The sequence below is a fragment of the Pseudomonas sp. Marseille-Q1929 genome (genome assembly GCF_017316265.1).
Classification (GTDB): Bacteria; Pseudomonadota; Gammaproteobacteria; order Pseudomonadales; family Pseudomonadaceae; genus Aquipseudomonas.
In genome coordinates, this window is sequence record NZ_JAFLWU010000009.1 from 1 (window position 1) to 17,624 (window position 17,624).

General features: G+C 63.1%; 14 protein-coding genes and 1 pseudogene. 4 read left to right on the plus strand and 11 right to left on the minus strand.

Annotation, left to right across the window (positions count from 1 at the left end):
• The 10 genes and pseudogenes from J1G37_RS12535 to J1G37_RS12580 form a co-directional block, all read right to left on the minus strand.
• Nucleotides 1–367, minus strand: a pseudogene (locus tag J1G37_RS12535) (ribonucleotide-diphosphate reductase subunit beta); the annotation flags it as partial.
• A 240-nt stretch (nucleotides 368–607) separates the two neighbouring features.
• Complete coding sequence (locus J1G37_RS12540; protein ID WP_207042069.1) at nucleotides 608–1,909, minus strand: carbohydrate porin; 1,302 nt, start codon at nucleotides 1,907–1,909, stop codon at nucleotides 608–610.
• Nucleotides 1,910–2,100: 191 nt separating this feature from the next.
• Nucleotides 2,101–2,871, minus strand: coding sequence for an SDR family NAD(P)-dependent oxidoreductase (locus J1G37_RS12545; RefSeq protein WP_207042070.1), 771 nt, complete (start codon nucleotides 2,869–2,871; stop codon nucleotides 2,101–2,103).
• Between the two features lie 28 nt (nucleotides 2,872–2,899).
• Entirely contained in the window at nucleotides 2,900–3,958 is a 1,059-nt protein-coding gene (gene rhaT / locus J1G37_RS12550; RefSeq protein ID WP_207042071.1) for an L-rhamnose/proton symporter RhaT, read from the minus strand.
• A 40-nt stretch (nucleotides 3,959–3,998) separates the two neighbouring features.
• Nucleotides 3,999–4,319 carry an L-rhamnose mutarotase gene (gene rhaM / locus J1G37_RS12555; protein ID WP_207042072.1) on the minus strand — a complete coding sequence of 107 codons (321 nt, stop codon included), beginning with the start codon at nucleotides 4,317–4,319 and terminating at the stop codon, nucleotides 3,999–4,001.
• Nucleotides 4,319–5,194: an amidohydrolase family protein gene (locus J1G37_RS12560; protein WP_207042073.1), complete on the minus strand. Its 876-nt coding sequence runs from the start codon at nucleotides 5,192–5,194 to the stop codon at nucleotides 4,319–4,321. The genes rhaM and J1G37_RS12560 overlap by 1 nt, the downstream gene beginning before the upstream one ends.
• A 70-nt stretch (nucleotides 5,195–5,264) precedes the next feature.
• A complete protein-coding gene (gene aldA / locus J1G37_RS12565) occupies nucleotides 5,265–6,698 on the minus strand; it encodes an aldehyde dehydrogenase (protein WP_207042074.1) in 1,434 nt (477 codons plus the stop codon).
• A gap of 10 nt (nucleotides 6,699–6,708) precedes the next feature.
• Nucleotides 6,709–7,509, minus strand: coding sequence for an HpcH/HpaI aldolase/citrate lyase family protein (locus tag J1G37_RS12570; RefSeq protein ID WP_207042075.1), 801 nt, complete (start codon nucleotides 7,507–7,509; stop codon nucleotides 6,709–6,711).
• An 11-nt stretch (nucleotides 7,510–7,520) separates the two neighbouring features.
• Entirely contained in the window at nucleotides 7,521–8,705 is a 1,185-nt protein-coding gene (gene rhmD, locus J1G37_RS12575; RefSeq protein WP_207042076.1) for an L-rhamnonate dehydratase, read from the minus strand.
• A gap of 16 nt (nucleotides 8,706–8,721) precedes the next feature.
• Complete coding sequence (locus J1G37_RS12580; RefSeq protein WP_207042078.1) at nucleotides 8,722–10,017, minus strand: MFS transporter; 1,296 nt, start codon at nucleotides 10,015–10,017, stop codon at nucleotides 8,722–8,724.
• A gap of 117 nt (nucleotides 10,018–10,134) precedes the next feature.
• Here J1G37_RS12580 and J1G37_RS12585 point away from each other — a divergent pair, with 117 nt between their 5' ends.
• The 4 genes from J1G37_RS12585 to J1G37_RS12600 all read left to right on the plus strand — a co-directional run bounded on the left by J1G37_RS12585 (nucleotide 10,135) and on the right by J1G37_RS12600 (nucleotide 12,932).
• Nucleotides 10,135–11,064 carry a LysR family transcriptional regulator gene (locus tag J1G37_RS12585; RefSeq protein ID WP_207042079.1) on the plus strand — a complete coding sequence of 310 codons (930 nt, stop codon included), beginning with the start codon at nucleotides 10,135–10,137 and terminating at the stop codon, nucleotides 11,062–11,064.
• A gap of 92 nt (nucleotides 11,065–11,156) precedes the next feature.
• Nucleotides 11,157–11,663, plus strand: a complete 507-nt coding sequence (locus J1G37_RS12590; RefSeq protein ID WP_026137138.1) for a sigma-70 family RNA polymerase sigma factor — start codon at nucleotides 11,157–11,159, stop codon at nucleotides 11,661–11,663.
• Nucleotides 11,660–12,568 (plus strand): FecR domain-containing protein, encoded by a 909-nt coding sequence (locus J1G37_RS12595; RefSeq protein ID WP_207042080.1) that lies wholly within the window; start codon nucleotides 11,660–11,662, stop codon nucleotides 12,566–12,568. Before J1G37_RS12590 ends, J1G37_RS12595 begins: the two co-directional genes overlap by 4 nt.
• Nucleotides 12,569–12,716: 148 nt before the next feature.
• Entirely contained in the window at nucleotides 12,717–12,932 is a 216-nt protein-coding gene (locus J1G37_RS12600; protein ID WP_003173733.1) for a TOBE domain-containing protein, read from the plus strand.
• Between the two features lie 49 nt (nucleotides 12,933–12,981).
• Here J1G37_RS12600 and J1G37_RS12605 read toward each other — a convergent pair whose 3' ends face one another.
• Complete coding sequence (locus tag J1G37_RS12605) at nucleotides 12,982–17,385, minus strand: DUF6543 domain-containing protein (RefSeq protein ID WP_207042081.1); 4,404 nt, start codon at nucleotides 17,383–17,385, stop codon at nucleotides 12,982–12,984.
• Between the last annotated feature and the right edge of the window lie 239 nt (nucleotides 17,386–17,624).

A 17,624-nucleotide genomic window follows, 5' to 3' on the forward strand; every position in this document is an offset into this window, starting at 1 on the left:
CCTCTTGCGGCATCCAGTGGTTGGCGCAGCCGTCGAGGTACTTCTGCCAGGCCCAGTCGTACTTGAACGGCACGAGTTGGTTGAGGTCGGCGCGGCAGTTGATCATGCGCTTTTCGTCAACGGCGACACGGGCGGAGGCGCCTTCGAGTTCGGCGAGGCCTTCGGCAACGTCGAGTTTGTCGAGGGCGGCCTTGGCGCGCACGATGGCGGCGGAGTCGTTGGCGGTGACGTTACGGGCTTCCAGCGCGGCGGCAGCGCCGGCACCGTCGAGACGGTCCATGTTGGCTTCGGTGGCGTGGCCGGCGTTGGCGCCCTTGATCACCGCTGCACCGGTGTCTTCGTTGTCGACTTCATCCCAACTCAGCATTGAAATACTCCTTCCTGGTCTGTTCTGACGGCGTGTGAACCCGTCCAAAAATATGCGATTTGCAGGCTACTAGGCATTGAAATACTGCGCAGAGTGTGGTCGGTAAATACCGATGCTGCACACTATGTAGTGGTCTGTTTTGTTTGTGGGCACACTATATGGTGTGTAACAAGACTGGTCAACGCACAAGATGTGCGGTCTTGGGTCGCTGCCAGTCTTACGTTACGTCAGGACCAGGGGTTAGAAATCCGCGATAAATTGCACCCCACCCACCACCGCACCCCGGGTTTGCGTCAGCCCACCCGGGTACTTCACGTATTGCAGGTTGGGCCGCACCATCAGCCATTTGGTCGCCTGCACGCCGTAGTTAATCTCGTAGCTGTATTCGCGGCGTTGCTCAGGGACATAGAGCGGGTCGTCGAGGGACGTCACGCCATTCGCCGCATTGAGCATTTGTGTGTTGCGCGTGTAGCGGTCGCTGACTTGCAGCTTCGACGCACCTACGCCGAAGGTGTCATCCGGGCGGGCATCGAACGGGCCACGGTAGATCAGGCCGACCTGGATCAGGTTCTTGATCACGCTTTTGTCCGGGTCATTCACCGTGAGGTTGGCAAACACGTTGAGCCCGCGCTTGTTATTGCCGTCTACCGTGGTCAGTTGCTGCTGGCCCGACAGCCACCAGCCACTGTTGCTGGAGTACATCCGGTAAGGCTTTTGCGAGCTGGCCGCGTAGTTACCGTCGGCGTCCTTGAGCATGTCCTTGGTGTCGGCGTTGGCGTAGTAATAGCCGGCGTGGTACTCGGAGCTCAGTCCGTCGATCCGACCTTTCCAGATCGCTTCGATGGGAAAACTGGTGCCTTGGGAGCCGCTGATAAACGGCTTGAAACCGTTGCTGGCTTCGGCGTTGCCCGGGTTTTTGTCATAGGCGCCGACCTGCATGGCAAATTCGTCAGTGAACTGGTACTTGGCGCGCACCGCCCACTGGCTGATGGGGAAGCTGTTCCATACGCCGTTCCAGTTGCCTTCCTGGGAGCCGCACAGGGTCACGTTCTGGAATTCGCAGGGGAACTGGTCGAAGTCTTCGCCGTGGCCGAAGCGCCCGAGTTTCAGGGCGAATTTCCTGTCGAAGAACTTCTGCTCGTACCAGAACTGCGACAACCGCCAGGCATTGCCGCCGCCGAACACTTCCATGGTCGAGGTCAGCCCGGTGGCGTTGGGCTGGTGTACGCGGTCGTTGGTAATGTCCTTGCCATGGCGCTCGCCGATGCCGATGCGCAAGGTCGCGTCTTGCCAGCCGAGGAGTTTTTGCAGGTCCATGTCCACGCCGAGGATCAGTTGATCGCTCCAGCGTGCGGTGGTGTGGGAGTTGTAGCCGCCACCGAGGTTGGAGCCGACTTCGCCGACGTATTTGAGGGTGAAGTCGTAGCCTTGTTCGGCCAGTTGCGGGCGCAGGCCGTTCCAGTCGCCGAGCATGGCGGGGGCGCTGTAGGCGTAGGTGGAGAGGGCGCTACAGAGCAGGGCCAGGGGGTAGGTGGTGCGCATGGGAAAGCTCCTTGGATTGTTGTTTTTATGGAATTTCAGGCACAGCGATCCCCTGTGGGAGCGGGCTTGCCCGCGATTGCAGTGTGTCAGTCAGCACATTCATGTCTGACCCACCGCTATCGCGGGCAAGCCCGCTCCCACATTGGAATTGCCCCACATTGGAACTGTGGTGTTGGGGGGCGAGCGGGGTGTTATTGGAGGTTGACGAACAACCCGCCATCGACCAGCAACGACGCGCCGGTCACATAACGCGCCATGTCCGAGGCCAGGAACACAATCGGCCCAGCCACATCATCCGGCTCACCGAGGCGGCCCAACGGCGTACGCGAAGTCATATAGGCGAGCTTCTCCGCATCCGCCAAATCCTCTTTGTTGATATCCGTGGCAATCGTCCCCGGCAGCACCGAGTTGCAACGAATCCCATACGGCCCCAGGGCGATCGCGCAGGATTGCATCAACGAATGCAGCCCGGCCTTGGTCGGCGTGTAGTGGGTCTGCATGCCGCCGCCCACCAGGGCGCTGATGGAGCTGACCGCGATGATTGCGCCGCCCCGGCCCTGGTTTTTCATTTGGTTGGCCGCCGCCTGTACGGCAAAGTAGGCGCCGTTGAGGTTGGTGTTGACGGTCTTCAGGTAGACCTCGCGGGGCATGTCGAGGAATGAGTGGAACGGGCAGATGCCGGCGTTGTTGACGAACACATCGACGCTGCCGAAGGCCTTCACCGCGCCGGCGACCAACTTATCGCCGGTGTCCGGGTCGGCCGCGTCGCCGCCCACTTCGATGGCTGCGCCGCCAAACGCCTTGATCTCTTCGATCAACGAATACGCCGCCTCGGTGCCCTGGCCGCTGCCACTGTGGCCGATCACCACGCGGGCGCCCTGGCGCGCACATTCACGGGCGGCGGCGCGGCCGATGCCACGGGAGGCACCGGTGATGATCACGGTTTTATCTGCAAGCAACATAAAAACACTCCTTCAAAAGTAAGCGGCCTCAGCCGAGGTAATTGCCGTAGCCGACCATGGCGATGGCGCCGAGGATCACCGCGATCCCGGCCACCAGCACGCCCTTGTTGGCGGCGCTGGTGCCGTGCCATTCGCGGAAATACAGGCCCCAGCAGTTGGACACGATGATGATGAATGACATGTGCAGCACCCACGAGCTGGCGTCGTTTTGCAGGCGGCTTTCGCCCATGCCGTAGAAAAAGAACTGCAAGAACCACAGCGTGCCGGCGATCGCCACCAACAAGTAATTGCCCAGCAGCGGGGTGCTGCGGTCGGTGTAGTTGTGGAAGGTGCGGTTGCGCCAGTTCAGCCACAGGCACCAGAGGCCGTTGGTGGTCAGGCCGCCCCACATGATCACCATAAAGGTCACGTTGTTCTGGAACAGGCTGTTGGCGCCGTGCTCCACCGCTGCGGCAGCCAGTGGGCGCCCGGCGGAGATGCCGTAGCTGAAACAGGCACTCAGTACGCCGGAAATGACCGCCACCAACATGCCCTTGCCGAGGGAAAACTCGCTGACACTGGCGAACTTCACCGCCTGGGACACTTCCCGTTCCTTGATCAGCCCGGCCTTGCCGCACACCGCGATGCCGACCAGCGACACCGCCACGCCCCACAGCACCCAATGGCCGCCCTGGGAGGCCAACATCGAGGTCAGCGTGCCTTCGGTGGCGTCGGTGAACAGGTCGCGGTACAGCGCCGGCATCAAGGCGCCGAGGGCCGAGGTGAGGCCCATGATCAGCGACATGCCCAGGGACAGGCCGAGGTAGCGCATGGTCAGGCCAAACGTCAGCCCGCCGATGCCCCACAACACGCCGAACATATAGGTCCACAGCAGCGTGCTGGTGTCGGCATCGCGCAGGATCTGCACCCAGCCCGGCACCGTCAATTGCGCGGCAATCAGCGGCACGATCAACCAGGACACCAGGCCGCCGGTGATCCAGTAGCTTTCCCAGGCCCAGCCGCGGACCTTCTTGTAGGGGATGTAGAAACTGCCGGAAGCGAAGCCGCCGATAAAGTGCAGAATCACACCGAAGAGAATGATTTCCACGTAGTCGAATCCTTTTTATTGTTGTTGTGGGCTCTGTTGGTCAGGGGCGCGTGAGGTGGAACATGGGCTGTAGATCGACACTCACCGGCGAGGCATCCGCGTGGCTGGGCATGATGTCTTGCATGTGGTTCCACCAACGCTGCATCAGCGCGGTGCCGGGCAGTTCATCCAGGCCGTGGGCGTCTTCGTGAGTGAGCACGGCGAACAGCGCGTTGGTCGATTCATCGAAGAAAATCCGGTAATCCACCACGCCGGCGTCCAGCAGGGCCTGGGCCAGCTCGGGCCAGATCTCGTCGTGACGCTTGCGATACTCGTCGGCCTGGCCGGGGTTGAGGTTCATGCGAAAGGCGCGGGTCTGCATCACTGGGCTCCAGGGGCGGGGGTGTAGATCCACACGGCGTTGTGCACGAAGAATTTGCTTTGCACGGGTTCGGGTTTTTCGGCCATGCAGTGCTTGACCAGGCCCAACGTGGTGGCGAAGTCCGCCAGGTGATCGCTGTTGGGCCAGTCGCTGCCAAAGAAGCAACGGTCTTCACCAAAGGCTTGCCACAGCACGGCCAGGCGGTCGTTGTAGAACGCCGTGTCGCGGATCAAACCCTGGGGGCCGACTTGCGGGATTTCTGCCAGCTTGGCGAACACATTCGGCCGCTCAGCCAGGCGCAACAGGTCGGCGTGATAGGCCGCTTCTTCGCCGGCTGGCACCTGGGCGTTGGGCAAGTGATCGACGATGATGCGCAGCTCGGGCAAGGCATCGCTGAGGTGCAACAGGCCCTTGATCAGACGCGGGTTAGGGTTGGCACTGTCCAGGCTGCGGCCGGTGGCGGCGAGTTGGCGCAGGCCGTCGATAAAGCCGGGGCGGGTCTGGTCCAGCAGCAGGTCGCGGTCCCACAGGTTGCCGTAGCGCAGGCCGAGGAATAGCGGCTCGTCGGCCAGCGCTTCGAGGTCGCTGGCGAAGTCCGCGTGCAACGGGTCGAGGTTGCCGACAAAGCCGAGCATGCGCGGGTCGCTGCGCAAGGTGTGCAGCAGCCAGCGGTTGTCGTCGCGCCAGGGGCTGGCTTCCACGGCAATCGCGCCGACCACGTTGTGGGGTGCGGCCAGCGCCCAGTAATCCGCCGGCAGATGCGCGGCGTACAAGCGGTTGCCCGGCTCGGGCCATGGGATGCCTTGGGGCCGGCGCGGGTCGAACAGGTGCAGGTGGCTGTCGATGATCGGGCCGCTGTAGGGCGTCAAGGGCATGGGGCAGTCCTTATCGGAAGCACATTGGGAAGGGCCCGCACGCTACCGTGACCGGGCCCGTTTAACCAGATCAGCTCTGCAGGTACACAACGTGGGTATGGGTGTATTCGTACAGGCCATGCTTGCCGTCGGCACCGCCGATCCCGGATTTGCGCACGCCGGCATGGAAGCCCTGCATGGCTTCGAAGTTCTCGCGGTTGACGTAGGTTTCACCAAAGTCGAGCTCGCGCACCGCGTGCATGGCCTTGCCCAGGTCGCGGGTGTAGATCGACGAGGTCAGGCCGTAGTCGCAGTCGTTGGCCATGGCGATGGCTTCGTCGAGGTCGTCGACAATCTGGATCGGCAACACCGGGCCGAAGATCTCTTCGCGCATGATCTCCATGTCGGCGCGGCAACCGGCCAATACGGTCGGCTGGAAGTGAAAGCCCGCGCCCAGGTCGGCGATCTGCCCGCCCGTGATCAAGCTGGCGCCCTGGCTCAGCGCGGTGCGCACCTTGCGGTTGACGTTGTCCAGGCCTTGGCGGTTGATCAGCGGGCCCATCTCCACATCGGCCTGGGCCAGCGGGTCGCCGTAGCGCGTGGCGGCCATGGCGGCGCTGATGCGCTCGATAAACTGGTCGGCGACTTTGCGCTCCACGTACACCCGCTCGGCGCAGTTGCACACCTGGCCGGTGTTGATGATGCGCGAATCGCGGATGGCTTTGACCGCCAGCTCCAGGTCGGCGTCGGCCAGGACAATGGCCGGTGCCTTGCCGCCCAGTTCGAGGTTGAGCTTGGTGATATTCGGCGCGGCGGCGGCCATGATCCGCGAACCGGTGGCGACGCTGCCGGTGAAGCTGATCATGTCCACGCCTTTGTGCGCGGTAAGGGCGCCGCCGACCTGGCCGTCGCCGCACACCACATTGAACACGCCGGCGGGTAGGTCGGTTTCGGCGACGAGCTTGGCGAATTCAAAGCAGTTGTTCGGCGTTTCTTCGCTGGGCTTGATCACGATGGTGTTGCCGGTAAGCAGCGCCGGCGCCATCTTGCGCGCGATGAGGAAGAACGGGAAATTCCACGGCAGGATGCCGGCCACCACGCCCAGCGGTTTGCGGAACAGGAAGATATTTTCGTTCGGGCGGTCGCTGGTGATGATCTCGCCTTCGATGCGCCGCGCCCACTCGGCCATGTAGTCGAGGTAGTCGGCAGTGAAGTTCACCTCGACCTCGGCCAGCCCGCTGACCTTGCCTTGTTCCAAGGTGATGGTGCGCGCCAGGTGCGCCACGTTTTCACGCAGCTTGGCGGCGATCCGGCGCAGGTGCCCGGCGCGCTCGATGGCCGGTTTGCGCGCCCAGTCTTTTTGCGCCTGGCGGGCGGCGGCGAGGGCCTGGTCCACATCGGCGGCGGTGGAGGCCGGCACCTTGGACAGCAGCGCGCCGGTGGCCGGGTTGAGTACATCGAGGTGCGCTTCGCTGGGTACGAAGCGGCCGTTGATAAAGTTCTGGTACACGGGAACGGATGACATGGGCAGCTCCTTAGTAGGTACGCGACGGGGCTTTGTTTTCGCCAACCGGGCGATAGCGGGCGAGGGTGGCCAGGGCGCCCTGGCGCAGCAGGCTGATGTCGATGGCCACCGCAATAAAGCGGCAACCCCAGGCCTGGTAGCGGCGAGCGTCGTCTTCATTGGGCGCGAGGATGCCGCAGACCTTGCCGGCGGCGAGGGTCGCGTCTACTGCGTGCTTGATCCGCTCCTGCACTTCGGGATGGCCGGGGTTACCGGCGTGGCCGAGGCCGATGGACAGGTCGGCCGGGCCGATGAACACTGCGTGCACCCCTTCGACGGCGGCAATCGCGGCGACGTTTTCCACGCCCAGGCGCGACTCCACTTGCACGATCAGGCACAGCTCTTCATGGGCGGTGGTGAGGTAATTGTCGACGCCGTCCCAACGGGTCGCGCGGGTCAAACCACCGCCGACACCACGGATGCCGTGGGGCGGGTAACGCATGGCGCGCACCAGGGCCTGGGCCTGTTCGGCGGTTTCGACCATGGGGATCATCAGCGTCTGCGCGCCAACATCCAGCAGTTGCTTGATCAGGTTGGCGTCGCCATTCACCGCGCGTACCACCGGCGCGGTGGCGTAGGGCGCCACGGTCTGCAATTGGTTGAGCACGCTGGGCACGGTGTTCGGGGCGTGTTCGCCGTCGATCAGCATCCAGTCGTAACCCAGGCTGGCGACGATTTCAGCCGCGTAGCCGGTGGCGAAACCGGCCCAGATGCCGTACTGCGTGGCGTCGTTGGCCAAGGCGGCCTTGAAGCCGTTGCGGGGCATGTTCATGGCAGGTTTCCTCAGCGGTTGTAGGGACGGTGCAGTTGGCAATCCGGGTTCAGGTCAACGCCGAAACCGGGCTTGTCCAACGCCGACAGGCGCATGCGCCCGTTTACCGGCACCGGCTCACCGAGCAGTTGCGGGTGGAACATCGGCACCACTTCATCGGCTTTGGGCGCCATCATCAGGAACTCGGCGAACGGGCTGTTATGGCGGGTGGCGACGAAGTGGTAGCTGTACACCGACGAGCCGTGGGGCACGACCATGGCGTTGTGCGCATCGGCCAGGGCGGAGATTTTCACCAGTTCGGTGAGGCCGCCGCACCAGCCGACATCCGGCTGGATAATGTCGCAGCAACCCATCTCGAGGAGCATGCGGAAGCCCCAGCGCGTGGCTTCGTGTTCGCCGGTGGTCACCAGCATGCCCTTGGGCACGTTGTTGCGCAGGGCGGCGTAGCCCCAGTAATCGTCCGGCGACAGCGCTTCTTCGATCCACTTGAGCCCGTATTCATGGGCGCCGATGGCCAGTTTGGTCGCGTAGTTCAAGTCCAGGCTCATCCAGCAATCGAGCATCAGCCAGAAGTCCGGGCCGACCCGTTCGCGCATGGTGGCCAGTTCTTCGAGATTTTTGCGCAGGCCTTCTTCGCCTTCGCTGGGGCCATGGTGCAGGGGCATCTTGCCGCCGATAAAGCCCATCTTCTGCGCCAGGTCCGGGCGGGCGCCGGTGGCGTAGAACTGCAGTTCGTCACGCACCGCGCCGCCGAGCAGGTGGTGCACCGGTTCCTGGCGGATCTTGCCGAGCAAGTCCCACAGCGCCAGGTCGACACCGGAGATCGTGTTGATCACCAGGCCCTTGCGCCCGTAGTAGAGGGTGGACTGGTACATCTGGTCCCAGATCTTTTCGATGTCGGTGACGCGAGCGCCTTCGATGAACCGCGCCAGGTGTTTCTCGACGATATAGGCTGCAGGTTCCCCGCCGGTGGTCACGGCGAAACCGACGGTGCCGTCGCTGGCTTCGATCTCCACCACCAGCGTGCCGAGCACATTGATGCCGAAGCTGCGGCGGCTCTGGCGGTACTCGGGGTATTTGCTCATGGGTGTGGAAATATGGTCGTCGATCCAGTGGCCGTCGCCCTGGTCGTGGTAATCGGCGCCGCCGCCGCGCAAGACAAAGGCGCGTACGTGTTTGATGGTGAGGTTGCCCATGGTGTGACTCCTGGAGTTAAACAGTGGCCGGCGTGTTCGACGCTTTAGGGCCAGGTGAATGGATGCCCAGTACCAGCAACGCAGCCAGTACCGTGGTGGCGGACAGCAGGTACAGACCGGCCGCCGGGGAATGGAAGGCGCCTTCGGCCCAGTGTTTGAGCACCGGCGCGATAAAGCCGCCGAGGGCGCCGAAGGAATTGATCAGGGCAATGCCCGCTGCAGCAGCGCTGCCGGCCAGGTAGCTCGACGGAAAGGTCCAGAACACCGGCTGCACCGCGATAAACCCGGAGGCGGCAAAACACAGGGCCAGCATGCCCAGCAGCGGGCTGGCGAAGGTCACCGAGCAGGCGATGCCGGCGGCGGCCATCAGCAGGGTCAGGCAGGCGGTTTGCCGACGCAGGCCGGTGCGGTCGGAATAGGCCGGAATCCACCAGGCCGCAAACAGCGCGCACACCCACGGAATCGCCGAGACCAGCCCGACCATCAGGCCGACTTTGGTGCCGAGCAGGCCACCGACTTGGGTCGGCAGGTAAAACACCACGCCGTACACACTGGCCTGGATCAGCAGGTACACCAGGCACAGGTACAGCACCGACGGTTGGCACAGCACGTTGAGCAGACTGCGGCCGTGGGAGGTTTTGTGTTGGTCTTCCTGGTCCAGCAGGGTTTGGATTTGCTGGCGCTCATCCACGCTGAGCCACTTGGCGTCGGCGGGGCGGTTGTCCAGATAGAAGTAGGCCCAGATGCCCACCACCGAAGCCATCAAGCCTTCGACGGCGAACAGCCATTGCCAGCCGTGGAGGCCGGCCCAGCCGTCCATTTCCAACAACAGGCCGGACAACGGGCTGCCGAAGATAAACGCCAGCGGTGCGCCAAAGTAGAAGAAACCCATGGCCTTGCCGCGCACGGCCTGGGGGAACCAGTAGGTGAGGTAGAGGATCACGCCGGGGAAGAAGCCGGCTTCGGCCACGCCGAGAAGAAAGCGCAAGACGTAGAAGCTGGTTTCGTTGTGGGCAAACACCATCGCCGCCGAGATCAGGCCCCAACTGACCATGATCCGGCACATCCACAGGCGGGCGCCGACACGGTGCAGGATCAGGTTGCTCGGCACTTCCAGCAGCGCGTAGCCGACAAAGAACACACCGGCGCCAAAGGCAAACGCGGCATCGCTCAAGCCGGTGTCGGCCTGGAAGGCTTGCTTGGCAAACCCGACGTTGGCGCGGTCGAGAAACGCCATGATGTACATCAGCAGCAGAAAGGGCAGCAGCCGCCAGGAAATCTTGGCGAGCAGGGGCGCGGGCAGGGTTTTCATAGGGGCAGTCCAGTGTTTTGTTCTTATGGGCCGGACTGTACGGCGGCCGAGCAATGCGCTACAAATCGAATCTCGCTTACAAGTGATAACCTCAGGGTATCGATAAGAAAGGTGAAAATGCGTAGTCCCAGCCTGTTCAACCGTTTGCGCTACAAGCACCTGCATATGCTGGTGGCCCTCAGTTCCAGCCAGAACCTGCACCGGGCGTCCCAGGCCCTGAACATGTCGCAACCGGCGGCCACGCGCATGCTGCGGGAGATCGAAGACATGTTTGGCTGCGACCTGTTCGAGCGCTTGCCACGGGGCATGCGCCCCACGGCCCTGGGCCAGGAGTTGATCCGCTTTGCCGAATCGGCCCTGAGCGGCCTTGACCGTTGCGCCGAAGACTTGATGGCGCGCCAGCAGGGCGGTTATGGCTACCTGTCCATCGGCACCATCATGGGCGCCGCGCCGGACCTGGTAATGGACTGCATCGCGCAGATCAAGGCTCTCAACCCGCAACTGCGTATCCGCATCATGGGGGACACCAGCGACCAGGTGATCCAACTGCTGGAACAGGGCCGCATCGACCTGGCCATCACCCGCCGCAACGCCGCCACTGACAGCGAGCATTACAGCTTCGAACCCCTGGGCAACGAACGCATGCTGGTGGTGGTGCACGCCGGCCACCCGCTGGCCCAGCGCGAGCACGTGCCGCTGGCAGAGTTGGTGCGCGACTGGCCGTGGATTCTGCAACCGCAAAGCAGCCCGGCGCGGATCGGCTTCGATCAGGCGCTGCAAGACCTGGCCTTGCCGAGCCCGGCGGACATCATTGAATGCAGCTCGGTGTATTCCATGCAGCAGCTGATCCAGCTGACGGACGCCGTGATGGTGTTGTCGGAAAGTGCCCTGCGCGACTACCTGAAAATGGGCCTGGTGGTGGCCCTGCCGGTGGCGCTGGATGTGCGCCTGGCGCCGTTTGGCCTGTTGTTGCGCAAGGGCGAAGGGGTGGGGCGTGAGTTGGCGTTTTTTATTGACTTGCTGCGGCAGAAGGCGGCGTTGCTCTAAACATCGTGTTGAAAAGATCGTGGTATGCCGCAGCGATATTAAATAGAATGAATCTCATTTGAGACACAATCGCGCCGCGCAGGTTGCTTGCCATGAATGATGTTGTCGCCCCCGAACTGACGCTGTCGAGCCTGTACCGCGACCACCGCAGTTGGCTGGAAAGCTGGCTGCGCCGGCGCCTGGGCAATGCCTGGGATGCGGCGGACCTGAGCCAGGATACGTTTCTGCGGGTGCTCGCCAGTGCCCAGCCGATTGCGCAAATGCAGGAGCCCCGCGCTTACCTGGTGACGGTGGGCAAGCGTTTGCTGGTCAACTTTCATCAGCGCCGCAGCCTGGAACAGGCCTATCTGAATGCGCTCGCCAGCTTGCCTGAGGCGTGCGTGCCGTCCCCCGAGCAACGCTGGCTGCTACTGGAAACCCTGCAGGCCCTGGACGAATTGCTCGATGGCTTGCCGGTGTTGGTGCGCCGCGCGTTTTTGTGGAGCCAACTGGAGGGCTTGGGTTATCGCGAGATCGCCGAGCGCCTGGACGTGTCCGAGCGCACGGTGAAACGCTACATGGCCCAGGCCTACGAACACTGCCTGCTGGTGGAGCTGTGAGCCGCGACGTTGCCCGCGCGGCGGCCCAGTGGCTGGCGCTGTTGGAGTCCGGCACCGCCACCGAGGGCGACCACGCGGCGTTGCAACACTGGCGCGACAGCCACCCGCAGCACGAACAGACCTGGCAAAAAGCCCAGACCTTGCGCCAGCGCTTCGGCGGCTTGCCCCAGGCGCTGGCGATGGCCAGCCTCGACCGCCCGCAACCGGGCCGGCGTGCCGTGCTCAAGCGTGCACTGGGCGTGGCGGCGCTGCTGCCGACGGCGTGGCTGATCAGCCGCCAGTTGCCCATCGAGGCATGGCGGGCCGATGTGCACACCGCTACGGGCGAACGTAAACGCCTGCCGTTGCCCGATGGCAGCAGCCTGCAACTCAATACCGCCACGGCGGTGGATGTGGACCTGGCGCAGCGGCGCATCACCCTGGTGGACGGCGAACTGGCCTTGAACGTGCCGGGCACTAAGCCGTTGACCGTGCACACGCGCTACGGCGAGCTCACGTTGAGCCAGGCCGAAGTGTGTGTGCGGCAACTGGCGTCGGGGTGCCGGGTGTCGGTGCTTAAAGGCGTGGTGCAGGTACGCGACCTCAACGGGCAGTTGGCGACGTTGCAGGCTGGTCAGCAAGCGCCATTGAACCCCCGCGGCCTCGGCGCCTGGCTGCCGTTTGACGTGCTGCAACTGGGCTGGCGCGACGGCGTGTTGACCGCACAGGACCAAGGGCTGGGGGATTTCTTGCGCGAGCTGGAACGCTACCGCCCTGGCGTGTTGCGCTGGGAACCGCGCCTGGAAACGTTGAGGGTGACCGGCAGTTTTCGCCTGGACGACACGGACCGCATCCTCAACCTGCTGGCGTCGACCCTGGGCTTCAAGGTGCAGGCGCGCACGAAGTATTGGGTCACCCTCAGTTGAATCCTGTGGGTTGGCCACGGGTACTCTCCATATATCTATAGGATATAAATAAAGAGTTATTTATTCCTTTTAAGTTTTTGTCCGCTGCGGCATCTTGAGGGCCTGCGCATTCGTGCGGATTGACCCAACAGCCAAAAGGAAAGCCGACATGACCATTAAAGCGATCAACGTGCGCAACCAGTTCAAGGGCGTGATCAAGGAAATCCTGCTGGGCGAAGTAGTGTCCGAAATCGACGTGCAAACCGCATCCGGCATTGTCACTTCGGTGATCACCACGCGTTCGGTACGGGACCTGGAATTGAAAGTGGGCAGCGAAGTGATTGCCTTTGTGAAGTCCACCGAAGTGTCCATCGCCAAGCTGTAAATAAAGGATGGCCCCCGCGAACAGGCGGGGGCATTTGCAGCGGCGTTGATCAGTCGATGCGCTCAAAGATCTGTTTGATCATCGCTGGGCTGAACACGCCTTTGCCGGTGCCGTCGATCAGGGTGAACGTACCATCGGCGTTGACCTGCACCCCTGACGAACCGGCAATGCTCACGGACACGCCGGGGCGCTCTTCCAGCAGTGCCTTGAGCGGTTGTCGACCGTGGAAGGTTTGCCCGATCACCGTGGCCATGCCTTGGGTAGACTGGGTATCGACACCGCCCACCAGGATCACCTTGCCGCCGTTTTTCAATGAGTCTTGCAGTTGATCCAGCACGCGCCGGGTGCTGCCATCCAATAGGCCAAACTCCAGGTTGCTGCCAGTCAGGTGCAGCAGCGTGCGCGTCTGATAGGTGCTGCCGTTCCAGTCGGTGAGTACGGCAAGGGCCGAGCAGTCGCTCAAGCTGCGGGTAGACAAGGGGGCGTTCCCTTCGCTCAGGGTGACCGACTCGCCCATGGCGACAAAGTGGGGTGCGATGGGGTTTGGTGGCTGGGGTAAGCCGTAAGGTCGTTTGGGCTGGTTGATGAGGGTATCCATCCATTCAGGGTCCAGCGGGCTCATGTCCGGGCTGGCACCGGATCGGATTCTCAAGCCGGCCTTGTCCCACTCTGCCAGCGTGCGTTTGAGTTGCTGCGTGTAGTCGGCGGCGGGGCAGGCGATACCGGCCCAGGGGTCGACAATCCACGCATCGGCCCACGCGGCTTCGGCGAAGTCCACCGTGCCACTGACAGCCCCACTGGGGCCGCCGACCACGGTGAACGAGTGCGCGTCGCCGGCGCCCCATTCGTAGGCCCGGCCACCACTTTTTTGGATGATGTCCCGGGACAGCAGGGCCATTTCGCCGCAGTTGCCGGCACCGGTCTTGATGATCAGGTCACCGGCATTGGACGCGCGCAGGTTGGCGGTGCGCAGCAACCATTCACGGGTCATGTGCGCTGCATCGGCCCGAGCCAGGTCGGCCGGCGAGCGCACCTGGTTGCCAGGCCCGAGGCCGGTGGCCGTGAGGGCCTGGTCCACCGCAGCCTTGGCCTTTTCGGCATAGAACTGATTCTGCTGCTTGATCGGCCAGCCGGCGAACCCAGGCGGTTTCTCCAGCGGCGTTACCTTGTTGGGGCGCAAGGCGATATCCGGTGTGCGAATGGCACTGGCGCGTTGCAGTTGGTAGACCACCTCGCGCTGTTGTTCCTCGGTCAAACCTTTGCAGGCTTGCTTTAATTGATCGAGATCGGCTGGGGTGTAGCCGGCTTTTTCCAGTTGGGTGTAGGCGTCCTTGAGCTTGGGTAATGCGACCAGGTCGGCGTCCAGGTTTTGCGCGCCCTTGTACAGGCTCATGAACGCGCGATAGTCCTGCACCAGGGACAAGTCCAAGGTGCTGCATTTCTTGAACGTCAGCTCGGCGCTGTTCCCTTTGCCCAGTGGCGCGTAGTAGAACTCGGCTGTATCGGCCTCGATCACCAGGTATTGCCGCGCGCCCCGCGTCACCACCACGCCTCGGAGCTGGCGCTGGTCATCGCTGGCGTTGCTGATCTTGTTCAGCTTGACCACACGGGTCTGTTGTTCGAACGGCCCGCTGGGCTTGCCGGCGTTGAAACCAAACCCCGGTTCCTTGACCAGTGTGCCGCGGATGCGGTTCTTGTAGAGGATACGTTCGGTGCTGGGCACCGGTATCAGTTGCGGGCCGGTTTCGCCATCGACCATCTTGTACAGGCGTTTCTCGTAGACCACCTGGCGTTCCTTGTTGAACAGGCCGACCTTGGACGGGAATAGCCGCACATGTTCCAGCGCCTGCAGCTGCGCCGCATCGCCGGGCAAGTCGGCGATGAGTTTGGCGAAGCATTCGGCGTTGGTGCCGCGCCGGACTCGGCTGCCCGTGGTGGGCGCCGGGCAAATCGCCTCGACATCGTCCAGGGCGGCGGCGGGATGGCCCGATTCCAGCTCGGTCAACTCGCCGGGCTTGGTGTCTTGGTAGCGAAAGACCCTGTCGCCGTCCACCAGGTCGTAGCCGTTGCTGCGGGGCAGGGTGTAGGCGTTGTCGCTGATGGGGTGTTCCAGGACCCGGGCCTGGCGGCCATCGGCGAACACTTCCCGACGCAGCGGCCGCGTGACGGGCGCTTCAAACACCTCTGCCTCGTTGATGCCACCGCCGAGGGAAAACAGGGTGTTGAGGGCGCCATCAAGGGCACTTGAGGTGCCTTGTTGGCGCTCTGCCTGGGTATCACCGGAAATGGCTTTCTCCGTCCCCAATGCAGTTTGCGCCACCCCGACGGCCACGGCCGTGCCCACGACCAGAGGCTCGCCGATCACGGCAAACTTGGCCATCAGCCCAGCCGCTGCTGTCAGGTCGTTGAGCCAGGTGTCACGGGTGACCTCACTGTTGGACTTGATCGCGACGTCCGCATCGCTGGCCATGCGCCGTTGTGTGTTGTCCTTGATCACGCTGAAAATATCGCCCTCGACCAGCAGGTGCCCGCTGTCGATGACCACGCCTTCATGATGGCTCCAATAGTCGTTGCCCAGGTATTTAAGCGCGCTGTCCACGCCTTTGCGCGACTGGCGGTCGCCGCTGATGAACGCGGCGAAATCGCTCCAGAAACCCACGTCTTCATCCTGGCGATCGCGCAGCGAAAAGTGCGACGCCAATGCCTTGCGCTTGTCCGGGTCGCTGCCTTGCACTTTGACCCATTCATCCACTTCGGCGATGGAGTTGAAGCGCATAAACGCCGGTGCATGCCCGGGTATGTAAAGGATCTGCGTGGTGTGATCCGCCGCGCTGAACCGCAGGATATCGGTAGAGGGGCGGCCATTGATATCAAGCAGATGGGTGCGGACGACGCCCTTGACCGGCGTGGTTGCCTGCAACTGTTCAACGGTCAGCGGTGCCTTTTCATCCAGCGGCAGATTGGCCACGGCGCTCATCACCCACTGATAGTCGTCGCGCGTAAAGCCCGGTTCACCCGCCTGCAGTTGCTGGCGCGCCTGGGCAACAAACTCGCCCTTGAGGGTGGCGCGGTAGTCCTGACCGTGATCGGCCCAGAACACCTGCTGCTTGTGGGTGAAAAGCGCCTGGAAGTCGGTTTTCCAGGCGGCATGCATCACGGCCGAAGGGAGCACTGGGAATTGATTGTGCGCGCCATAGCCCCCTTTGGTGCTTTGCCCAGCGCCCACGGTATACAGGCCCGAGTGCGCATCCATGTTGCCGGGTAACCAATCGTCCTCGCTGAAGTTGCTGAGCAGCGCATCCGGCAACTTCTGGGAGCGCCACGGTTCTTGCACCGTCCACTCCCAGCCGTTGAGGGTATCTGCCGAATTGCCGCCGCCCTGGAATCGATTCAGATAGACCGTGTCGGCATCCACGTGGGTACCGGTCAGTTTGAAGAGGATTGCTTCGGCCCATTTCTTGGCTTCTTCGCGCACCCTGGGGAGTGCGTCGTGGGTGGCACGCATCAGCTGGCTGTAGCGGTTTTTTTCGCGTTGCATGCGGGCCTGTTCCAGGGGCGTGTCATGTAACGCCCGGATCATGCCTTTCAAGGCTTCCAGGGTTTTTGGCAGGGCCGCGCCGGAGCCGGTGATGAAGCGCGCGGCACTCACTTTGGATGAGATTGCGCCGGGGTGCGCCTGCGCGAATGTGGAGCCAGGGTGAACGCTGACGGGCAGGGCGCTCAAGTCACGCACCAGGACGGCTGGCGCAACGGGGGGTGCCGGCAGCTTGGCCATCAGGCGCGTAAGGTGGTCGAGCAGGGTGTGGCGGTCGTGGATGTCTCCGATGATCCGTTGTTGTTCGGCCAGGGCCGCATCGCCGCGCAAGGCGTCGCTCCGCGGCACAGTGGTCAAGTCCTGGAGGCCGTCGGGTGGGGCGGATGGGTTGATCCCGTAGAACCGTAGCACGTCATAGAAATGCGCGACGTTGTAGGGCTTGTATGGGTAGTTCAGAAACCGTCCGCTGGACGGTGGCCAGAACCCCAATGCCCGCACGGCCTGAATCAATGGCCCCGCGACAGCGGCGAACCCGGAGTCATCGTCCAGGGCAAACTGGCGGGGCTGGCCGTTGATAAATACATGCAGGCGGTGGGTATCGGGTTCGAACCGCACCGCTGAGGGTGAAATGTTGTGGTCTTTCATCCAGCGCTGGAAGTCTGGGTGGCGCAGGGCGCTGTCCAACTGGTTCAGCCATACGCCCAAGGTGGAATGCGGCGGGATGTCGAACACCGCGTCCGGGCCGGACAGTGGGTGTTGAAAGGGCGCGGGGCCAAGACGCTGCGCCAGCTGTCGATCGCCTTCGACCCTTGGGTCATCGTGGGTGGTGTACGCCGGGAGCTTGGCAGGTACGTCACCGGCGTAGGATTCGATGACGTACTGCGTGGGTTGGGTGATGGTGCTGACCGATAACGACATGGGATGACTGGCTCCGCGTAGGTGTGCGAGAGGCAAAGGGGGCCCCTTTGTGTCTCGCAAAACGCTCGTGCGGTTCCGCTTGGTTTCGGCGGTTTTGTAAGCAGCGCTCTGTGCGCTGCAAACCTTCCTCCAGCAGGGCCCGTGGGCAGTCGAAATTCACACACACGCTGGCGTCGAATTCACTCGACCTAAACGACCTGATGAGGCCCTGCGCGGAAAAGTCTGATACTCGCCCTGAA